The organism is Hymenobacter telluris (genome assembly GCF_017313265.1).
GTDB classification, from domain to species: Bacteria; Bacteroidota; Bacteroidia; order Cytophagales; family Hymenobacteraceae; genus Hymenobacter; species Hymenobacter telluris.
In genome coordinates, this window is the sequence record NZ_JAFLQZ010000001.1 from 310,263 (window position 1) to 326,095 (window position 15,833).

Genomic DNA, 15,833 nt, shown 5'->3' on the forward strand with positions numbered 1-15,833 from the left:
TCACTACTCCACCCGCAGCACGTAGCCCATGCCCACTACGGTATGGATCAGCTTCTGGGAGAAGCCTTTATCCACTTTGTTGCGCAGGTAGTTTACATACACGTCCACCACGTTGGAGCCAGCATCGAACGAGTCTTCCCACACATCCCCGGCAATTTCGGCGCGGCTTAGCACGCGGCCGGCGTGGCGCATGAACAGTTCCAGCAGGTTGAATTCGCGGGCCGTGAGCTTGATGGGCTGCCCGGCGCGGGTCACGGTTTTGGCGGCAGTATCCAGCGTAAGGTCGGCGAGGGTGAGCTGAGCGCCTTTCGTTTCCTGGCCGCGGCGGCGCGTGAGGGCCCGCACGCGCGCCAGCAGCTCCGGAAAATCAAAAGGCTTCACCAAGTAGTCGTCGGCGCCGCCATCAAAGCCGCGCAGCTTGTCCTGGGTGGTGCCCAGGGCCGTGAGCATCAATACGGGCACTTGCTGGTCGTGGGTCCGGATGGCTTGCAGCACTTCGTAGCCGTTGCGCAGCGGCAGAATCACATCTAAAATCACTAGGCTGTACGCCTGGGCCACCGCCAGCCGGGCTCCCATGTCGCCATCGAAAGCCGTGTCCACGGTAAAGCCTTCTTCTTCCAGCCCCCGCCGGATAAAGGCCGAAACCTTGGGCTCATCTTCAACCAGGAGGATTTTCATAAACTTTCGAATCAGTGAAGGCAAGTATACACCTTATTATAAGGCTGTATAAGACTGTGAATGGCAATGAGGGGCTGCTATGCTGTCAACGGGGGGGGCAGCTTTATAAAGGTGCAGACAAGGATTTAACTTTTTGGCGTGTGACGTATTTCCGTTGAAAACCGCTGATTTTAGTCGTCCTCGTAATCCAGCCCGAGACACTGGTTCAGGGCTTGCTGTAGCTCACTGGCGGCGTGCATCTGGCCGGCTCGGCGGCTCACGCGTAATCCTTCGCGGTAAACTTTTTCAGCCTCATCTGGCTTCTGAAGTTGTTCGAGTAGCTTGCCGGCGTGGTAATACGTCCCCACGTAATCAGGGTGCTCGGTCAGCAGGATCTGGAAGTATTCCAAGGCCCGCAGGGGCTCCGTGGCTTTGTATTCGGTGGCCAGCGCGTATATCGTGAACGGGTCGTTGGGCTCGTCGCGGTAGAAGGCTAGCAGTTGTTGCAGGCGGCTGGGTTGGGTTTCCATCAGGCAGTAGTTTTCAGTATCTTTGCCCCAAATTTGGGGCTTTCCCGTAGTATATCCTCTATCTTCCCACTCAAGCAGCCGTAGATGAAGTTTCTCGTTTGCATCAGCAACGTACCCGACACGACCACCAAAATCACCTTCACGCCCGATAACAAGGAGTTCAACAAGGCAGGTGTTCAATTCGTGATTAATCCCTGGGATGAATACGCCCTTACGCGCGCCATTGAGCTCAAAGAAGCCCAAGGCAGCGGTACCGTAACGGTGCTCAACGTGGGCGAAGCCGATACCGAGCCCAACATCCGCAAGGCCTTGGCCATCGGGGCCGATGATGCCATCCGGGTAAACGCCGCCCCCAAAGACGCTTTCTTCGTGGCGCAGCAGATTGCCAGCGTGGCCAAGGAAGGCGGCTACGACGTGATTTTGATGGGCAAGGAAAGCATCGACTACAATGGTTTCCAAGTACACGGCATGGTGGGCGAGCTGCTCGGCATTCCTACCGTAGCCCCGGCCATGAAGCTGGATATGAGCGGCAACACCGCCACGCTGGAGCGCGAAATTGAAGGCGGCAAGGAAATAGTGGAGGTAAATACGCCCTTCGTGGCCTCGTGCCAGCAGCCGATGTGCGAGCCCCGCATTCCGAACATGCGCGGTATCATGACGGCCCGCACCAAGCCGCTGAAAGTGGTAGAGCCTACCACCGATGCACCTCGCACCGTAGTAGCCGAGTACGCGTTGCCACCCAAAAAGCAGGGCGTAAAGCTCATCCCGGCCGAAAACGCCGGTGAGCTGATCAAGCTGCTGCGCAACGAGGCGAAAGTGATTTAAGTGGAGTTATGAGTTAAAAGTTATGAGTTATGAGTTGGCAACAGGCTGATTCAAACTCTAGCTAGCAACTCACAACTCATAACTTTTAATTCATAACTCAAGAAAATGTCTGTATTAGTTGTTGTTGAATGTGACGGTGGCGAGGTAAAGAAATCCTCGCTGGAAGTGGCTTCCTATGGCAGCCAGGTAGCCCAGCTGCTCGGCACGACGGCTACGGCCGTGGCCGTAGGCGAAGCTACCGAAGCCAATTTGGCCAAGCTTGGTGAGCAGGGCATCAGCAAAGTGCTGTATGATGCGGAACCCCGCCTCAAAGATTTTGTAAACGGTGCCTACACCAAGCTGATTGCGGCAGCAGCCCAGCAGGAAGATGCTAAAGTGCTGGTGCTGGCCAACTCCAACATTGGAGCTTCGGTGGGCTCACGCCTCTCGGTGCGCTTGCAGGCCAGCTTGGCTACCAACGTGGTAGAGCTGCCTAAAACCGATGGCGGCAGCTTCACGGTGAAGCGCGGTGCCTTCTCGGGCAAAGCCCTGGCCGATGTAAAGCTGGAAGGCGAACGGAAAATCATTGCCGTTAAAAAGAACTCCATCGAAGCCCTGCACGAAGCCGGCAAAACCGCGCAAGTGGAAAGCTTCTCGGCCCAACTGTCGGACGCTGACTTCACTGATGCTCCCAAGCAGGTGGTAATGCAGGACCAGGCCGGCGGTATTCTACTACCCGAAGCCGACAAAGTGGTATCGGGTGGCCGCGGCATGAAAGGCCCTGAAAACTGGCACCTGATTGAAGACCTGGCCAAAGCTATTGGCGCGGCCACGGCTTGCTCCAAGCCCGTTTCCGACGTCGATTGGCGTCCTCACCACGAGCACGTGGGCCAAACCGGCATTACCGTGTCGCCGAACCTGTACATTGCCTGCGGCATTTCGGGCGCTATCCAGCACCTGGCCGGCGTCAACTCCAGCAAGGTGATTGTGGTCATCAATAAAGACCCCGAAGCCCCGTTCTTCAAAGCCGCCGACTATGGTATCGTCGGTGACGTATTTGATGTGTTGCCTAAACTGACCCAGGCTGTCAAGGAGTTAGGCTAAGAAAGAAACAGACTTGGAGCCCGCCGTGTTGGGTAGTACCCACGGCCGAGGTTCCAAGTCTTTTTTCATTTCTGTTAGTACGAGCCGGAAGCCTTTGTTTTCTTTGCACGTAGTAAGGCCGAAATCCACGTCTCCAAGCCCCAAAGTCACCAAGACCCTTGAAAAAAATACCGCTCGAAATCCTCGGCCTTTCCTCCAGCCAGTCGCAGTCCGGCTCTTTTGCCCTCATCCTGGGCGAAAAAACCGGCAACCGTCGCCTGCCCATCATCATCGGCATGTTCGAGGCACAGAGCATTGCCATTCAGATTGAAAAAATAAATCCGAACCGGCCGCTCACCCACGACTTGTTCAAGAGCTTCGCCGAGCATGTGCACGTAGCCGTGCTGGAGGTGATAATCTCCGACCTGAAGGAAGGCGTGTTCTACTCGAAAATCGTGTGCTCCGACGGGGCTACCACCTTCGAGCTGGACTCCCGGCCTTCCGATGCCATTGCAATTGGCCTGCGGTTCGGGGTGCCTATCTTCACGGTGGAAAGCGTGCTGAGCGAAGCGGGTATCATCCTGTCGGAACTCGACGAAAACGCCGAAGATTCGGACGACGATGACGACGATGAGGATGACGATACCTCCGGCGACAACCCCAGCAAGCCGGAGCCCACGCCCCGTGAGCCAAGCGGCCAAGTGTCGCTCGACGAGTTGACCAAAATGCTGGCCCAGGCTCTGGAGCGCGAGGATTACGAGAAAGCCGCTAAAATCCGCGACGAGCTAAATAAGCGCGGTTAATCGACCGAAAAGCTATATTCTTGAAAAAGCCACTCCCAATGGAGTGGCTTTTTGCTTTATGCTGCGTCTGGAATAAGGGCTTTCGCGCAACTGAACTACCTGCTCTGTATCAATCAAAAACCAGCAAATGCGTAGCATTGCACTGTCTTGGCGGCCACTCGCCTTGCCTACAGAACTGCTTATCCTATGCCAGACGCCACTGCTGATTTGCGCTTTCCCATCGGCCACCCCGTATTACCAACCGGCCCCTTAGAGGCCGGGGCTCGCACCGCGTATATTGCCCACATTGCCTTGCTGCCCGACCAGCTGCGGGCCGCCGTTACCGGCCTGAATGCCAACCAGCTCGCCACGCCCTATCGGCCCGACGGCTGGACCGTGCGCCAGGTAATCCATCACCTGCCCGATTCGCATCTCAACGCCTACACCCGGTTCAAGCTGGCCCTCACCGAAGACAATCCGACCATCAGCCCCTACGATGAAGCCGCCTGGGCCGAGCTGCCCGACATAGCCGCCACGCCGCCCGCCGTATCGTTGGCCTTGCTGGAAGCCTTGCACATCCGTTGGACGCTGCTGCTGCGCAACCTGAGCGCCGAGCAGTGGCAACGTACCTTCTACCATCCCGGCTCACAAAAACAGTTCACCCTCGACCAAGTGCTGGTGCTATACGCGTGGCACGGCCGGCACCATCTGGCGCATATTACGCAGCTTCGCCAGCGGCTAGGGTGGTAGGTGTGTCGGCTTGCAGCCAATAAACAGACCGACTCGTAACTTGCTGTAAACAAAAAAGCCCCTGCTATCCGGATGAATAGCAGGGGCTTTTTTGTTAGAATATCACTTGAAATCAAGTGCAAGCCTTAGAAGAATTATACCTCTGAAAGCGGCTCGTTGGCCAAGGCTTCCAGGCCACCTTCCGATTCTTCGTCTACACGTTTGGCGGCGCGTACGAGGCTGCTACTGAAGATGAACTCGCGTAGCTCCGGCACTTTAGCGGTGAGGATCTGGTCTTTGTTGCCGTCCCAGAGCTTTTCGCCTTTGTGCAGAAAGATGATATGGTCCCCGATTTCCACCACCGAGTTCATGTCGTGGGTGATGACGACGGTGGTGATGCCGTACTCATGGGTTATTTCGTGAATCAACTCGTCAATCTTGATGCTGGTGGCGGGGTCGAGGCCGGAGTTGGGTTCGTCGCAGAAGAGGTAGGTGCAGTTGGGCGCAATGGCGCGGGCAATACCTACCCGCTTCTTCATCCCGCCCGATATTTCAGAGGGCATCTTGTTGCCGGCGTTTTCGAGGCCCACGCGCTTCAGGCAGAATTCCACCCGGTCGCGCCGCTCTTCCTTGCTCATTTCCGGCGTCAGCATCTTCAGCGGAAACTCGGTGTTTTCGTACACCGTCATCGAGTCGAACAGCGCCGAACCCTGGAACAGCATCCCGATTTTGCGCCGGATTTCCTGCCGGATGTCCACCTTGTTGTTGGTAAACACCGTGCCATCGAAGGTGATGCTGCCGAGGTCGGGTTTCATCAAACCCACAATGCACTGCAACAGCACGCTTTTGCCGGTACCTGAGCCGCCAAGCAGCAGGTTGCACTTGCCCGTCTCGAAAGTGCAGTTGATGCCTTTCAGAACGGCATTGCCGTTAAATGATTTCTGAACGTTATGAATTTCAATCATACACTTTGTGGAGTGAATGAGTGAATGAGTGGATGAGTGAATGAGCGAAGTCTGCTTTGATATTACAGGTATGGGCGCCATGTACACCAAAACCCACTTCACTCATTCACTCATTCACTCATTCACTCTCTTACAGAAGTACCGCCGCCAAAACGAAGTCGGCGAGCAGAATGGCAATAATGGAGTTGGTAACCGCGCCGGTGCTGGCTGCCCCTACTTCCAGGGCGCCGCCTTCGGTGTAATAGCCTTTGAAAGCCGAAATAGACGACACCAGAAAGGCAAATACCACCGACTTGATAAGCGCGAAGGTGATGTTGTAAGGAATAAAGTCGCTACGGATGCCCTCGATATATTCCGAGGCAGAAATGGCGCCGGTAAGCGTACCGGCCAAATACCCGCCCAGAATTGACAGCAGCATAGCCAAGATAACCAGCAGCGGAAACATCAGGATGGAGGCTACAATGCGCGGTAGTACCAAATAAGAGGCCGAATTGATGCCCATAACTTCCAGCGCCGATACCTGCTCGGTAATGCGCATAGTACCCAAGCCGCCCGCAATGCTGGAACCGACCTTGCCCGCCAGCACAATGCTGGTAATGGTGGGAGCCAACTCCAGAATGGTCATTTCGCGCACCATATACCCGATAGTGGATTTCGGAATGAGCGGGCTGATGAGGTTATAAGAAATCTGGACGCAGGTAACGGCCCCGATAAAAGCGGCCACCACCGATACGATAAACACAGAATCGGTACCAATGAGCACGCACTCGTCGATGGTCCGTTTCCAGAGCACCGCGAGTCGTTCTTTCCGAACCAGCATGCTCTGCATAAAAATCAGAAATGAGCCGAAAGTTTTGACCATAAGGAGAGAAGTGAGAGGAAAAGCAGAAACTTGCGGCCGTACGCCGCTACATGTTCAAACGGCTGCAAACTCTTACGTAAAAAGCGCAACAACAATCATAGGAATGGAAAAATATGTGGTAGTAACGGGCGGAACGAAAGGAATTGGGCGGGCCATTGTGCTGCGTTTTCTGCGCGCTGGCCTGCCGGTAGTCACCTGTGCCCGCTCCGCCACCGACTTGGCCCAGTTGCAAACAGATAGCCGCCAGGAAGTTCCCGGTGCCGTGTTGCACACGCTGCCCGCCGATTTGAGCACATGGGAAGACTGCCGTCGGTTCACTGATTTCGTGCTGGGTTTGGGGGGAGACGTGGAGGTGCTGGTAAACAATACGGGCGCTTTTCTGCCCGGAAGGTTGCAGGACGAGCCCACCGACCACTCGCAGCTCCGCCAAATGCTGGCCGCCAACCTGCTCAGCGCCTACGACGTGACGCTGCCGCTGCTACCCGGCCTGATTGCGCGGCGGACGGGCCATATTTTCACTATTTGCTCTACGGCCAGCATTACGGCGTACCCCAACGGTGGCTCCTACGGCATTGCCAAACATGCCCTTTACGGCCTCACCCGCAACCTGCGCGAAGAACTCAAAGAGCACAACGTGCGAGTGACGGCCGTGCTGCCCGGTGCTACCCTCACAGCCAGCTGGGAAGGCGTGGACTTACCCGCCGAGCGGTTCATTAAGCCCGAGGATGTGGCCGAAGCCGTATTTTCTGCCTACAGCCTCTCGCCGCAAGCCGTCATCGAAGAGCTGCTCATCCGCCCGCAATTGGGAGACATTTGAGTCAATTAAAAATTAAGAATTAAAAATTAAGAATTAAAAATTAAGAATTGGCTGTTTAACGACTAAGTGAACGACCAACTCTTAATTTTTAATTCTCAATTTTTAATTGATTCTCACCAGCTTGCCCCGGCCGGTTATCTGAACTTCGATGGTGGCGGGGTTACCGGAGTAGTAAATGGTGCTGGTGCCTGCGTGGATGCCGGTGAAGCTACTGGCCGCGTTAATATGGATGGCGCCGTCGGCATAAGGGGAGAGGCCTACGTAGCAGGAATTTGTGCGCAAATCGGTGCCAAAGAAGCGGCCTAAACCACCACCACTCAGTAGTAGCTGGTCGGTTTGGCCCCGCAGGCGGTAGTCGCCTAACTCATATTGGTCTATCCAGAGGTACTGACTGCGGAGGTCCAGGTCGTAGTCGCCAGCGCCCTTTAGGTGTAAATACAGGGTATCAGCCTGGAACTGGCCTTGTCCGGTGATGTTGCCTTGGCCGTTAAGCGCAATATCGGTGAGCTTGGGAACGTGGAGCGTTACCTCATGCGGCACGGAGTAGCTGCGGGCCCAGTTGCAAGTGCTTTCGTTACTGATTTCAAGGCGGTTGCCGCGTACTTCCAGCTTCAGGTCGGATTGCAGGTTTGCGCCAGTGCGTACCTCGGCGTACGTGTCGGCATCCTGTACCAGCGTGATGTTCACATTGTCGAGGGCCGTGAGTTCTTCGAAGGCGGGCAAGTCGCGCCGCTCAGTGGTTACGTCGCCGGCACTTTTCAGGCAGTCGTTGTCTTGGCAGGAAGCTAATAGGCTGGTGGATAGACCGAACAGTGAAAGCAAACGTAAAACCCGCCGTAGGCCGCTAACTTGCGGCGCAACTCCAATCCGAATCATCATCTTACAGCTATGGAACTAAGCGGCAAGGTAGCCATTATCACAGGCGTCAGCAAAGGCATTGGGCGGGCTACGGCCGAGGCGTTGCTGGCGAAAGGAGCTGTAGTGGCCGGCTGGGGCCGTACCGCGCCGGAAGGCCTCGCCAACGAACGGTTCCAGTTTTTCGAGTGCGACATCCGCGACGAAGTATCAGTGAAAGAGGCATACACCAACACTTTGCGGGAGCTGGGGCCGGCCGTGCACGTGCTGGTCAACAACGCCGGTATTGGCAATTTCGGGCCGATTGACGGGTTTTCGTCCGAGGACTGGCACGCCATGTTCGACACCAACGTGCACGGCCTGTTCTACTGCACGCGGGCGGTACTGCCGGAAATGAAAAAGCAGCAGGAAGGCCACATCATCAACGTAGCCTCGTTGGCGGGCACAGCCGGTACGGCCAAGCTGGCTGGCTACTGCGCCACCAAATACGCCGTGCGCGGCTTCTCCGACGCCCTGTTCAAGGAAGTGCGGCCCGATGGTGTACGCGTAACGTGCGTGATGCCCGGCTCGGTGGAAACCAACTTCAACGGTGCCGAGCCTGGCCAGGAGCCCGACCCGCACAAGATGCAGCCCGAAGACATTGCCGCCGCCATTGTGCACGCGCTGGAAGCCCCGCAACCCGTTATGATTTCCGAGCTGCAAATGCGCCCCACGCAGCCGAAATGAGTTGTGAGTTACCAGTTGCCGGTTACCAGTCTATGCGGCGCAAGCGAACAGACTCGATGAGTTTCTTTGATGAAAGAGTATACAGAGCTTAAAGTCTGGCAGAAGGCCCGGCTGTTGACCAATAGCGTGTACGAGGTGACGCGTGGTTTTCCTAAAGACGAGCTTTTCGCTCTAACCAATCAGATGCGGCGCTGTGCAATTTCAATACCTTCTAACTTAGCGGAAGGATGTGGCCGAAACCATGCGCGTGATTCTTTGCAGTTTTTTTTCATTGCACGTGGCTCGTTATACGAGTTGGAAACTCAGTTTTATCTTGCACTCGATCAGTCCTATCTGACGCAGGAGGCTTTCAACAACTCAATGAGTCAATTAATTGAGTGTCGTCGACTGCTGAGCGGGTTCATTTCTTATTTTCAAGGTCTACCATCGAGCAACCAGTAGCCCATTTTCATATAACTGGCAACTGATAACCGACAACTGGTAACTCAATTATGGTAGAAGTTCAACATCTGACCAAGACCTTCGGCACCCAAACGGCCGTGAACAACATTAGCTTCACGGTGGGCAAGGGCGAAATTCTGGGCTTTCTGGGGCCGAATGGTGCCGGCAAATCCACAACTATGAAGATGGCTACGGGGTATTTGCCGCCTTCGGCCGGTACCGTACTCATCGACGGTTTCGACGTACTGACGGCTCCGCTGGAAGTGCGCCGCCGGGTGGGCTACCTGCCCGAGCACAACCCGTTGTACCTGGATATGTACGTGCATGAGTACCTGGAATTTATTGGCTCAGTGCACGGCTTGAGCGGGGAAGCACTGCGCCGCCGCGTACGGCAGCTGGTAGAGCGGGTTGGGCTGGGCCGGGAGCAGAACAAGCAAATCGGGGCCCTCTCGAAAGGCTATCGGCAGCGGGTAGGGCTGGCGCAGGCCCTCATCCACGACCCCGGCGTACTCATCCTCGACGAGCCCACCACCGGCCTCGACCCCAACCAAATTGGCGAAATCCGCAGCTTGATTCGGGAGCTGGGCGAAGACAAAACGGTCATCTTCAGCACCCACATTTTGCCCGAGGTAACCGCCTTATGTAGCCGCGCTGTCATCATCAACCGGGGCCAGCTGGTAGCCGATTCGCCGGTGTCGGAACTGGGCGCGGGTAAGGCCAGTGAAACGATTATTCGCGCCGAGTTCGAGCAGGCCATTGACACGGCGTTGCTGCAAAACCTGCCCGGCATCAGCCGCGTGGAAGTGGAAACCGGCCACACCTACCGCATCCGAGCCACCGCCGGCACCGACCAGCGCGGCGCTATTTCGCGGCTGGCGGCCCAGCAAGGCTGGGTGCTACTGGGTCTGCGGCAGGAAGAACAGTCGTTGGAGCAGGTGTTTCAGGCGCTGACCAAATAAGTCCATTCCGTGGTAAAGAGCTTCTTCTTAACATACGGGACTAACGATGTAGGTGTCGATGAGCTTGGTCAGCGTATTGCCTCGGCCTTAGGTATGCAATTTGAATTGCGAGAAAGCTTATATGCAGGTGCTTATGTCAATTGCGTTGGTTCCCAGGCCGATACTTTAAGAATAGTACCTAATGAAGTCAATCAAGAAATAGTGCGAGAGAAATTCAGAGAATATTCCGTTTTAGTTGAAATATCAAACCTCAGAGGTAAAAATGTTGACAAAGAAGCACGGACTTTATATGTGAAGCAGGTTTTGGGCACTATGCCAGAGTTGACCCTTTTGGATGATATTCAATACTTAGAATAGACTTTTCCTGTGTACGCCATACTTCGCAAAGAATTCAATTCCTTCCTCAACTCACCCGTGGCCTATGTGGTTATTGGGGTGTTTCTGGTGGCTACCGGCTTGTTCGTGTGGGTGTTTCCCGACAGCAGCGTGCTGGATTACGGCTTTGCCGATTTGCAGACGCTGTTCAACACCGCTCCCTGGATTTTCCTGTTCCTGATTCCGGCCATTACCATGCGCACCTTTGCCGAAGAGAAAAAGGCCGGCACCATGGAGCTGCTGCTTACCCGGCCCCTCACCGACGGCCAGATAATAGGAGGGAAGTACCTGGCGTGCTTGTTATTGGCCCTGCTGGCGCTGCTGCCCACGCTGCTCTACTACTACTCGGTGTACAAACTTGGCAACCCCGAAGGCAACATCGATTCGGCGGCTACGGTGGGTTCGTATCTGGGGCTGGTGCTGCTGGCGGCGGTGTTTGCGGCCATCGGCATCTTCGCCAGCGCCATCACCCGCGACCAAATTATTGCCTTTCTGGTGGCCGTGGTCGGCTGCTTTCTGGTGTACTCCGGCTTCGATTCGCTGGCTTCGGTTTTCGAGGGGACACCGGCCTACTACATCAGCCAACTCGGCATTGCCGCGCACTACCGCGACATCAGCAAAGGCCTCGTCGATTCCCGCGACTTACTCTATTTCTTTAGCTTGATTGCCGGCCTGCTGCTGGCAACCAGAGTGGTGCTGCAAAGCCGTAATTGGTAGTTGCTTAGCTCCTGACATAACATGCCCGAACAACTTCCCAACCCATCCCGCAAACGCCGCGACCTGCTGACTTTCCTGGCGGTTGTTGCCGGATTACTGCTCGTCAATTTCATTGGCCAGCAGTTCTTTTTCCGCCTCGACCTCACCCAGGAAAAGCGCTACACCATGTCGGCGGCCACCCGGCAGCTGCTCACCAACCTCAAGCAGCCCGTCACGGTGACGGTGTATTTGGACGGCGACTTTCCGCCGCCGTTCCGCCGCTTGCAGCAGTCGGTGCGCGAGACGCTGAACGAAATGCAGGTGTACGGCGGCAGCAACCTGAAATACGTGTTCATCGACCCCTCGGCGGCCAGCACCGAGAAGGCCCGCAACGAGTACTACCAGACACTGTTCAAGAAAGGCCTTTCGCCCACCAACCTGGGAGCCAATGAGAACGGCAAGCGGGTCGAGAAGATCATCTTCCCCTGGGCCACCGTATCGGCGGGGGGCAAGGAGCAACGGGTGCTGCTGTTGCGCGGCAACCAGGCCGCCCCTTCCGATGTGCGCCTCAACCAAAGCATTGAAGGACTGGAATACGAGCTGGCCAGCGCCATCCGCAAGCTCAGCCCCGGCAAGCGCAAGCTGATTGGGGTGGTGGAAGGTCACGGCGAGCTAAGCAACGCCGAAGCCGGGGACCTGATTGGCTCGCTCAGCCAGTTCTACGACGTGTACCGCGTTGACCTGAGTAAGGTGCGCGACCTGCGGGCCCTCAACGCCGTAATCGTGGCCAAGCCGGCCACGGCGTACAGCGAAATCGAGAAGTTCAAGCTCGACCAGTTCATCACCCAGGGCGGCAACGCGCTGTTCTTCGTGGATGCCATGCGCGTGAACCTAGATAGCGCCGCCCGCACCGGCATGCTGTCCTTCCCGCAACCCGTTGGCCTCGATGACCTGCTGTTCAAGTACGGGGTGCGGGTAAACGCCGATTTGGTGCTGGATTTGAATTCGGGCGTGATTCCGCTCGTGACCGGCATGGAAGGCAACAAGCCCAAAGTGGAGCCTATGCCGTGGCAGTTCTACCCGCTCATCAACAACTTCAGCACGCACCCAATCACCCGCAACCTCGATGCGGTGTACACCAAATTCGTGAGCACCCTGGACACGGTGAAGGCCACGGGTATCCGCAAAACCCCGCTGTTCTTCACCTCGCGCTACTCCCGGGTGCTACCGTCGCCGGTGCCCGTCAACCTGAACGACGCCCGCTTGGAGCCGGACCGCAAGCTCTACAAAGACAAGTTCAAGCCGGTAGCCTACCTGCTTGAAGGCCAGTTCAGCTCGCTCTACGCCAACCGCGCCGAGCCCGGCACCACCCGGTTTCAGCCCGCTACGTCGCCCCAGGCCAAGCCGGCTAAGGTGCTAGTGGTGTCCGATGGTGACTTTGTGCGTTCCGAGCTAGACCCCAAAACCGGCCAGCCCTTCCGCCTCGGCTTCGACCGGCTCGCCAACACCGAATTTGCCAACCGGGAACTGGTGCTCAACGCCGTAGACTACATGCTCGACGAAACCGGCCTCATCAGCGTCCGGGGCAAGCAAATCACCCTTCGCCCGCTAGATAAGCTAAAAGTAATCGAGCAGCGCAGCCGCTGGCAACTGCTGAACTTGGTAGCGCCGCTGGTATTGCTAGGCGTGTTCGGGGCTGTGCGTGCTTGGCGGCGGAAGCGTCGGTATGCGTCGTTTTAGCGCCTAAATATTTATAGAAATTAAAGATAACAGCTATGCTTGGCGAGATATTGGGTGAGGCTATAGGAGAGATAGTAATTGGTGCAGTTTGGCGTTGTTTTCTGACTATAACGGGTTTCATATATCTATATGGCCGCTATTGGCAGCCGCAACGAGTACAAATAATATTGATTGAACAGTATGGCAACCGGTACGCCAATGCTGGAGAAGCGGTAACAACCAAGCTGATGCAAATTCTAGGCGTTTTGCTATTGCTAACGCTTTGGATAGGTGTTGCTGTACTCGGCTGGATTCATAGATAGTTGTACTGTCTCTCTAGGGCTTTGATATGGTAATCTGACTACCAAAACCCGTACTCCATGCACTAGAAAACCCCGCGCTGGTTTCCTATCTTTGCCCTCTACCCAACCAAGCACCACAACCCAACCCTGATATGAAGTTTATCGTCTCGTCTTCCGCCTTGCTCAAGCAGCTACAGAGCATTAATGGCGTGGTAACGAACAACCCCGTGGTGCCGATTCTGGAGAACTTCCTCTTTGAAATCGAGGAAGGCAAGCTCACCATTACGGCCTCCGACCTGGAAACGAGCATGATGACGGAGCTGCCCGTTGAAGCCCGTGAGGCTGGCCGCATTGCCGCTCCCGCCCGCATCCTGCTTGATACCCTCAAGAACCTGCCCGACCAGCCCGTGACCTTCACGCTGGACGAGGAAACTTACACCATCGAAATTGCCAGCAGCAACGGCCGCTACAAGCTGGCCGGCGAAAACGCCACCGACTTCCCGCGCGTACCGGTGGTGAAAGGCTCCACGCCGATTGAAATTCCATCGTCGTCGTTGGCCCGCGCCATCAACAAAACCATCTTTGCGGTAAGCACCGACGAGCTGCGCCCGGCTATGACCGGTATTTTGGTGCAGCTGGCTGATAATCAGGTAACCTTCGTGGCTACCGACGGCCACCGCCTGTTGCGCTACCGCCGTTCCGATGTAGGCGCCGGCCAGACCGCCAACCTCATCATCCCGCGCAAAGCTTTCAATTTGCTGAAAGGCGCGTTGCCTTCCGAAGCCACGCCGGTGAAAGTGGAGTTCAACAACTCCAACGCCTTCTTCAGCTTCAACCAGATGCGCCTCGTGTGCCGCCTGATTGACGAGCGGTACCCGGACTACGAAAACGTAATTCCGGTGAGCAACCCCAACAAGCTCATCATCAGCCGCCAGGAAATCCTGAACTCGGTGAAGCGCATCAGCATCTACTCCAACAAGACCACTCACCAGGTGCGGCTGCGCCTCGCGGGTTCCGAGCTGACAGTTTCGGCCGAAGACCTGGACTTCAGCAACGAGGCCAACGAGAAGCTGCCCTGCCAGTACGACGGGGAGGACATGGAAATCGGCTTCAACGCCAAGTTCCTGCAGGAAATGCTGTCCAACATCGACTCCGAGGAAATCACGCTGGAGCTGAGCACGCCCAACCGCGCCGGCCTGCTCATGCCCACCCTCGCCGACGACAACGAAAGCATCCTGATGCTGGTAATGCCAGTGATGCTGAACAACTACGTTTAATGGCTTAATTGATTAATAGCTAAATGGTTGGCCGTTCTCACGGCTGACCATTTTTCTTATGCAGTCGTTCTGCCTTTTCCTTTGGGTGGCTCTAGCTTAACCATGTAGCCATTCAACAATTCAACAATTCAATCATGAAGAAATCCGAAATCCGCTTCAGCATTGCCCTCGACGACCAGAAAGTGCCCGAGGCCATCAGCTGGACGGCTACCGATGCCGGCCCCGACATTCACTTTGCCAAGGCCATCAATATTGCCCTCTGGGACCGGGACGAGCGCGGCACCATGAAAATCGACCTGTGGACCAAGGAAATGCCCGTTGACGAAATGAAGCGCTTCTACGTGGACACCATGGGTGCCATGGCCGAAAGCCTCATCACCGCCACCAACGACTCACTGATGGCCACCAAAATCCGCAGCCTCTGCAAAGAGCTAACCGACCACCTCAACGCCGAAGAAGGCCAGCAGCGGTAGGTAGCTCTGCTAGCAAGCAGCAACAGAAAGCCCCGCCAACGTAGTGTTGGCGGGGCTTTCTGTTACTATCTAATTCTACCTTAGCGTCCTGATTTGGCCGAGGTAGTACGGCTGGGAGCAATAGTGGCCCCGCTACTGGCCGGGGAAGGGTTCTGCACCGACTTTACAAAATCAGAATTCACTTGGCTTGAGCGGGATGCGTAGTCCCGGTCGTACTTGCGGAACGTGGAGCGCGAATCGTAATAGTCGCTGTACTGGTCGTTGGAGAGTACAGCTTGCAGTTCCTTGTCCCGCTCCTTACACACAGCGTCGCACTGCTCGTTGATGAGCTTCTGGTTGCCCGCATGGCGCTGCTCAATGGCCGCCATCTTGGCCACTTTATCGTCGTTGATGGCCCGCAGGCGCGCAGTTTGGTAGCCGTTCAGGCGCAGGTCGCGGGCCATCTGGTCGGAGAGGCGTTTGGCACGCTCCTGCACTGGGTTCAGGCGCGGCGACTCCTGGGTTTTATCTTGTTTTACAACGATTCCTTGGCGTTCAGGTCTGGTACCAGGCGTCTGCGCGTTGGCGGCCAGCGTGGCGGCGAGCAGCAGAGAGGCGGTAGCAAGTTGCTTTCTCATCGGTAGGAATATCGGTAGGAAGTTGAAAACTACTAGGTATCAGCGCCTTTTCAACGAAACGAAAAGTGCCGTATGGTTCTTTCTAACGAAAAATTATGCCAAGGAGTTTATGATGAGCAATAAAATTGATGATTGTTAAATAGTTGAATTGCTGATTATTACGA

The 15,833-nt window shown here is 55.9% G+C and carries 19 protein-coding genes; 13 read left to right on the forward strand and 6 right to left on the reverse strand.

The annotated features are described in order from the left end of the window. Positions 1–3 precede the first annotated feature (3 nt). Entirely contained in the window at positions 4–678 is a 675-nt protein-coding gene (locus J0X19_RS01230; RefSeq protein WP_206980062.1) for a response regulator, read from the reverse strand. Positions 679–848: 170 nt separating this feature from the next. Beyond that, positions 849–1,187, reverse strand: coding sequence for a tetratricopeptide repeat protein (locus J0X19_RS01235; RefSeq protein ID WP_206980063.1), 339 nt, complete (start codon positions 1,185–1,187; stop codon positions 849–851). Between the two features lie 84 nt (positions 1,188–1,271). Here J0X19_RS01235 and J0X19_RS01240 point away from each other — a divergent pair, with 84 nt between their 5' ends. The 4 genes from J0X19_RS01240 (at position 1,272) to J0X19_RS01255 (ending at position 4,606) form a co-directional block, all read left to right on the forward strand. Next, a complete protein-coding gene (locus J0X19_RS01240) occupies positions 1,272–2,012 on the forward strand; it encodes an electron transfer flavoprotein subunit beta/FixA family protein (RefSeq protein ID WP_206980064.1) in 741 nt (246 codons plus the stop codon). Positions 2,013–2,117: 105 nt separating this feature from the next. Then, the gene (locus J0X19_RS01245; RefSeq protein WP_206980065.1) at positions 2,118–3,095 is read left to right on the forward strand and encodes an electron transfer flavoprotein subunit alpha/FixB family protein; all 978 of its coding nucleotides are present in this window, start codon (positions 2,118–2,120) and stop codon (positions 3,093–3,095) included. A 158-nt stretch (positions 3,096–3,253) separates the two neighbouring features. Next, on the forward strand, positions 3,254–3,877 hold the full coding sequence (locus J0X19_RS01250) for a bifunctional nuclease family protein (protein ID WP_206980066.1): 624 nt from the start codon (positions 3,254–3,256) through the stop codon (positions 3,875–3,877). 186 nt (positions 3,878–4,063) lie between these two features. After that, a complete protein-coding gene (locus J0X19_RS01255) occupies positions 4,064–4,606 on the forward strand; it encodes a YfiT family bacillithiol transferase (RefSeq protein ID WP_206980067.1) in 543 nt (180 codons plus the stop codon). Positions 4,607–4,740: 134 nt separating this feature from the next. On the opposite strand, the gene J0X19_RS01260 is transcribed toward J0X19_RS01255, so the two are convergent. Both J0X19_RS01260 and J0X19_RS01265 read right to left on the reverse strand, forming a co-directional pair. After that, positions 4,741–5,550: an ABC transporter ATP-binding protein gene (locus J0X19_RS01260; protein ID WP_206980068.1), complete on the reverse strand. Its 810-nt coding sequence runs from the start codon at positions 5,548–5,550 to the stop codon at positions 4,741–4,743. Positions 5,551–5,680: 130 nt separating this feature from the next. Further along, positions 5,681–6,412: an MlaE family ABC transporter permease gene (locus tag J0X19_RS01265; RefSeq protein ID WP_206980069.1), complete on the reverse strand. Its 732-nt coding sequence runs from the start codon at positions 6,410–6,412 to the stop codon at positions 5,681–5,683. A 103-nt stretch (positions 6,413–6,515) separates the two neighbouring features. Between J0X19_RS01265 and J0X19_RS01270 the strand changes: the two genes are divergently transcribed. Next, on the forward strand, positions 6,516–7,229 hold the full coding sequence (locus J0X19_RS01270) for an SDR family oxidoreductase (protein ID WP_206980070.1): 714 nt from the start codon (positions 6,516–6,518) through the stop codon (positions 7,227–7,229). Between the two features lie 102 nt (positions 7,230–7,331). On the opposite strand, the gene J0X19_RS01275 is transcribed toward J0X19_RS01270, so the two are convergent. Further along, positions 7,332–8,051, reverse strand: coding sequence for a GIN domain-containing protein (locus tag J0X19_RS01275; RefSeq protein WP_206980071.1), 720 nt, complete (start codon positions 8,049–8,051; stop codon positions 7,332–7,334). Between the two features lie 66 nt (positions 8,052–8,117). On the opposite strand from J0X19_RS01275, the gene J0X19_RS01280 reads away from it, so the two are divergent. From J0X19_RS01280 to gldC, 8 genes are all read left to right on the forward strand, one after another. Further along, the gene (locus J0X19_RS01280) at positions 8,118–8,810 is read left to right on the forward strand and encodes an SDR family oxidoreductase (protein ID WP_206980072.1); all 693 of its coding nucleotides are present in this window, start codon (positions 8,118–8,120) and stop codon (positions 8,808–8,810) included. A gap of 69 nt (positions 8,811–8,879) precedes the next feature. Beyond that, a complete protein-coding gene (locus J0X19_RS01285) occupies positions 8,880–9,251 on the forward strand; it encodes a four helix bundle protein (RefSeq protein WP_206980461.1) in 372 nt (123 codons plus the stop codon). Between the two features lie 47 nt (positions 9,252–9,298). Next, complete coding sequence (gene gldA, locus J0X19_RS01290; RefSeq protein ID WP_206980462.1) at positions 9,299–10,210, forward strand: gliding motility-associated ABC transporter ATP-binding subunit GldA; 912 nt, start codon at positions 9,299–9,301, stop codon at positions 10,208–10,210. A 9-nt stretch (positions 10,211–10,219) separates the two neighbouring features. Then, positions 10,220–10,567, forward strand: coding sequence for a hypothetical protein (locus J0X19_RS01295; protein ID WP_206980073.1), 348 nt, complete (start codon positions 10,220–10,222; stop codon positions 10,565–10,567). Positions 10,568–10,576: 9 nt separating this feature from the next. After that, positions 10,577–11,302: a gliding motility-associated ABC transporter permease subunit GldF gene (gene gldF / locus J0X19_RS01300; protein ID WP_206980074.1), complete on the forward strand. Its 726-nt coding sequence runs from the start codon at positions 10,577–10,579 to the stop codon at positions 11,300–11,302. 21 nt (positions 11,303–11,323) lie between these two features. Beyond that, positions 11,324–13,021: a gliding motility-associated ABC transporter substrate-binding protein GldG gene (gene gldG / locus J0X19_RS01305; protein WP_206980075.1), complete on the forward strand. Its 1,698-nt coding sequence runs from the start codon at positions 11,324–11,326 to the stop codon at positions 13,019–13,021. 433 nt (positions 13,022–13,454) lie between these two features. Next, positions 13,455–14,579, forward strand: coding sequence for a DNA polymerase III subunit beta (dnaN, locus tag J0X19_RS01310; RefSeq protein ID WP_022823582.1), 1,125 nt, complete (start codon positions 13,455–13,457; stop codon positions 14,577–14,579). Positions 14,580–14,713: 134 nt separating this feature from the next. Next, positions 14,714–15,052, forward strand: a complete 339-nt coding sequence (gldC, locus tag J0X19_RS01315; protein WP_206980076.1) for a gliding motility protein GldC — start codon at positions 14,714–14,716, stop codon at positions 15,050–15,052. Positions 15,053–15,132: 80 nt separating this feature from the next. On the opposite strand, the gene J0X19_RS01320 is transcribed toward gldC, so the two are convergent. Then, a complete protein-coding gene (locus J0X19_RS01320) occupies positions 15,133–15,669 on the reverse strand; it encodes a hypothetical protein (protein ID WP_206980077.1) in 537 nt (178 codons plus the stop codon). Between the last annotated feature and the right edge of the window lie 164 nt (positions 15,670–15,833).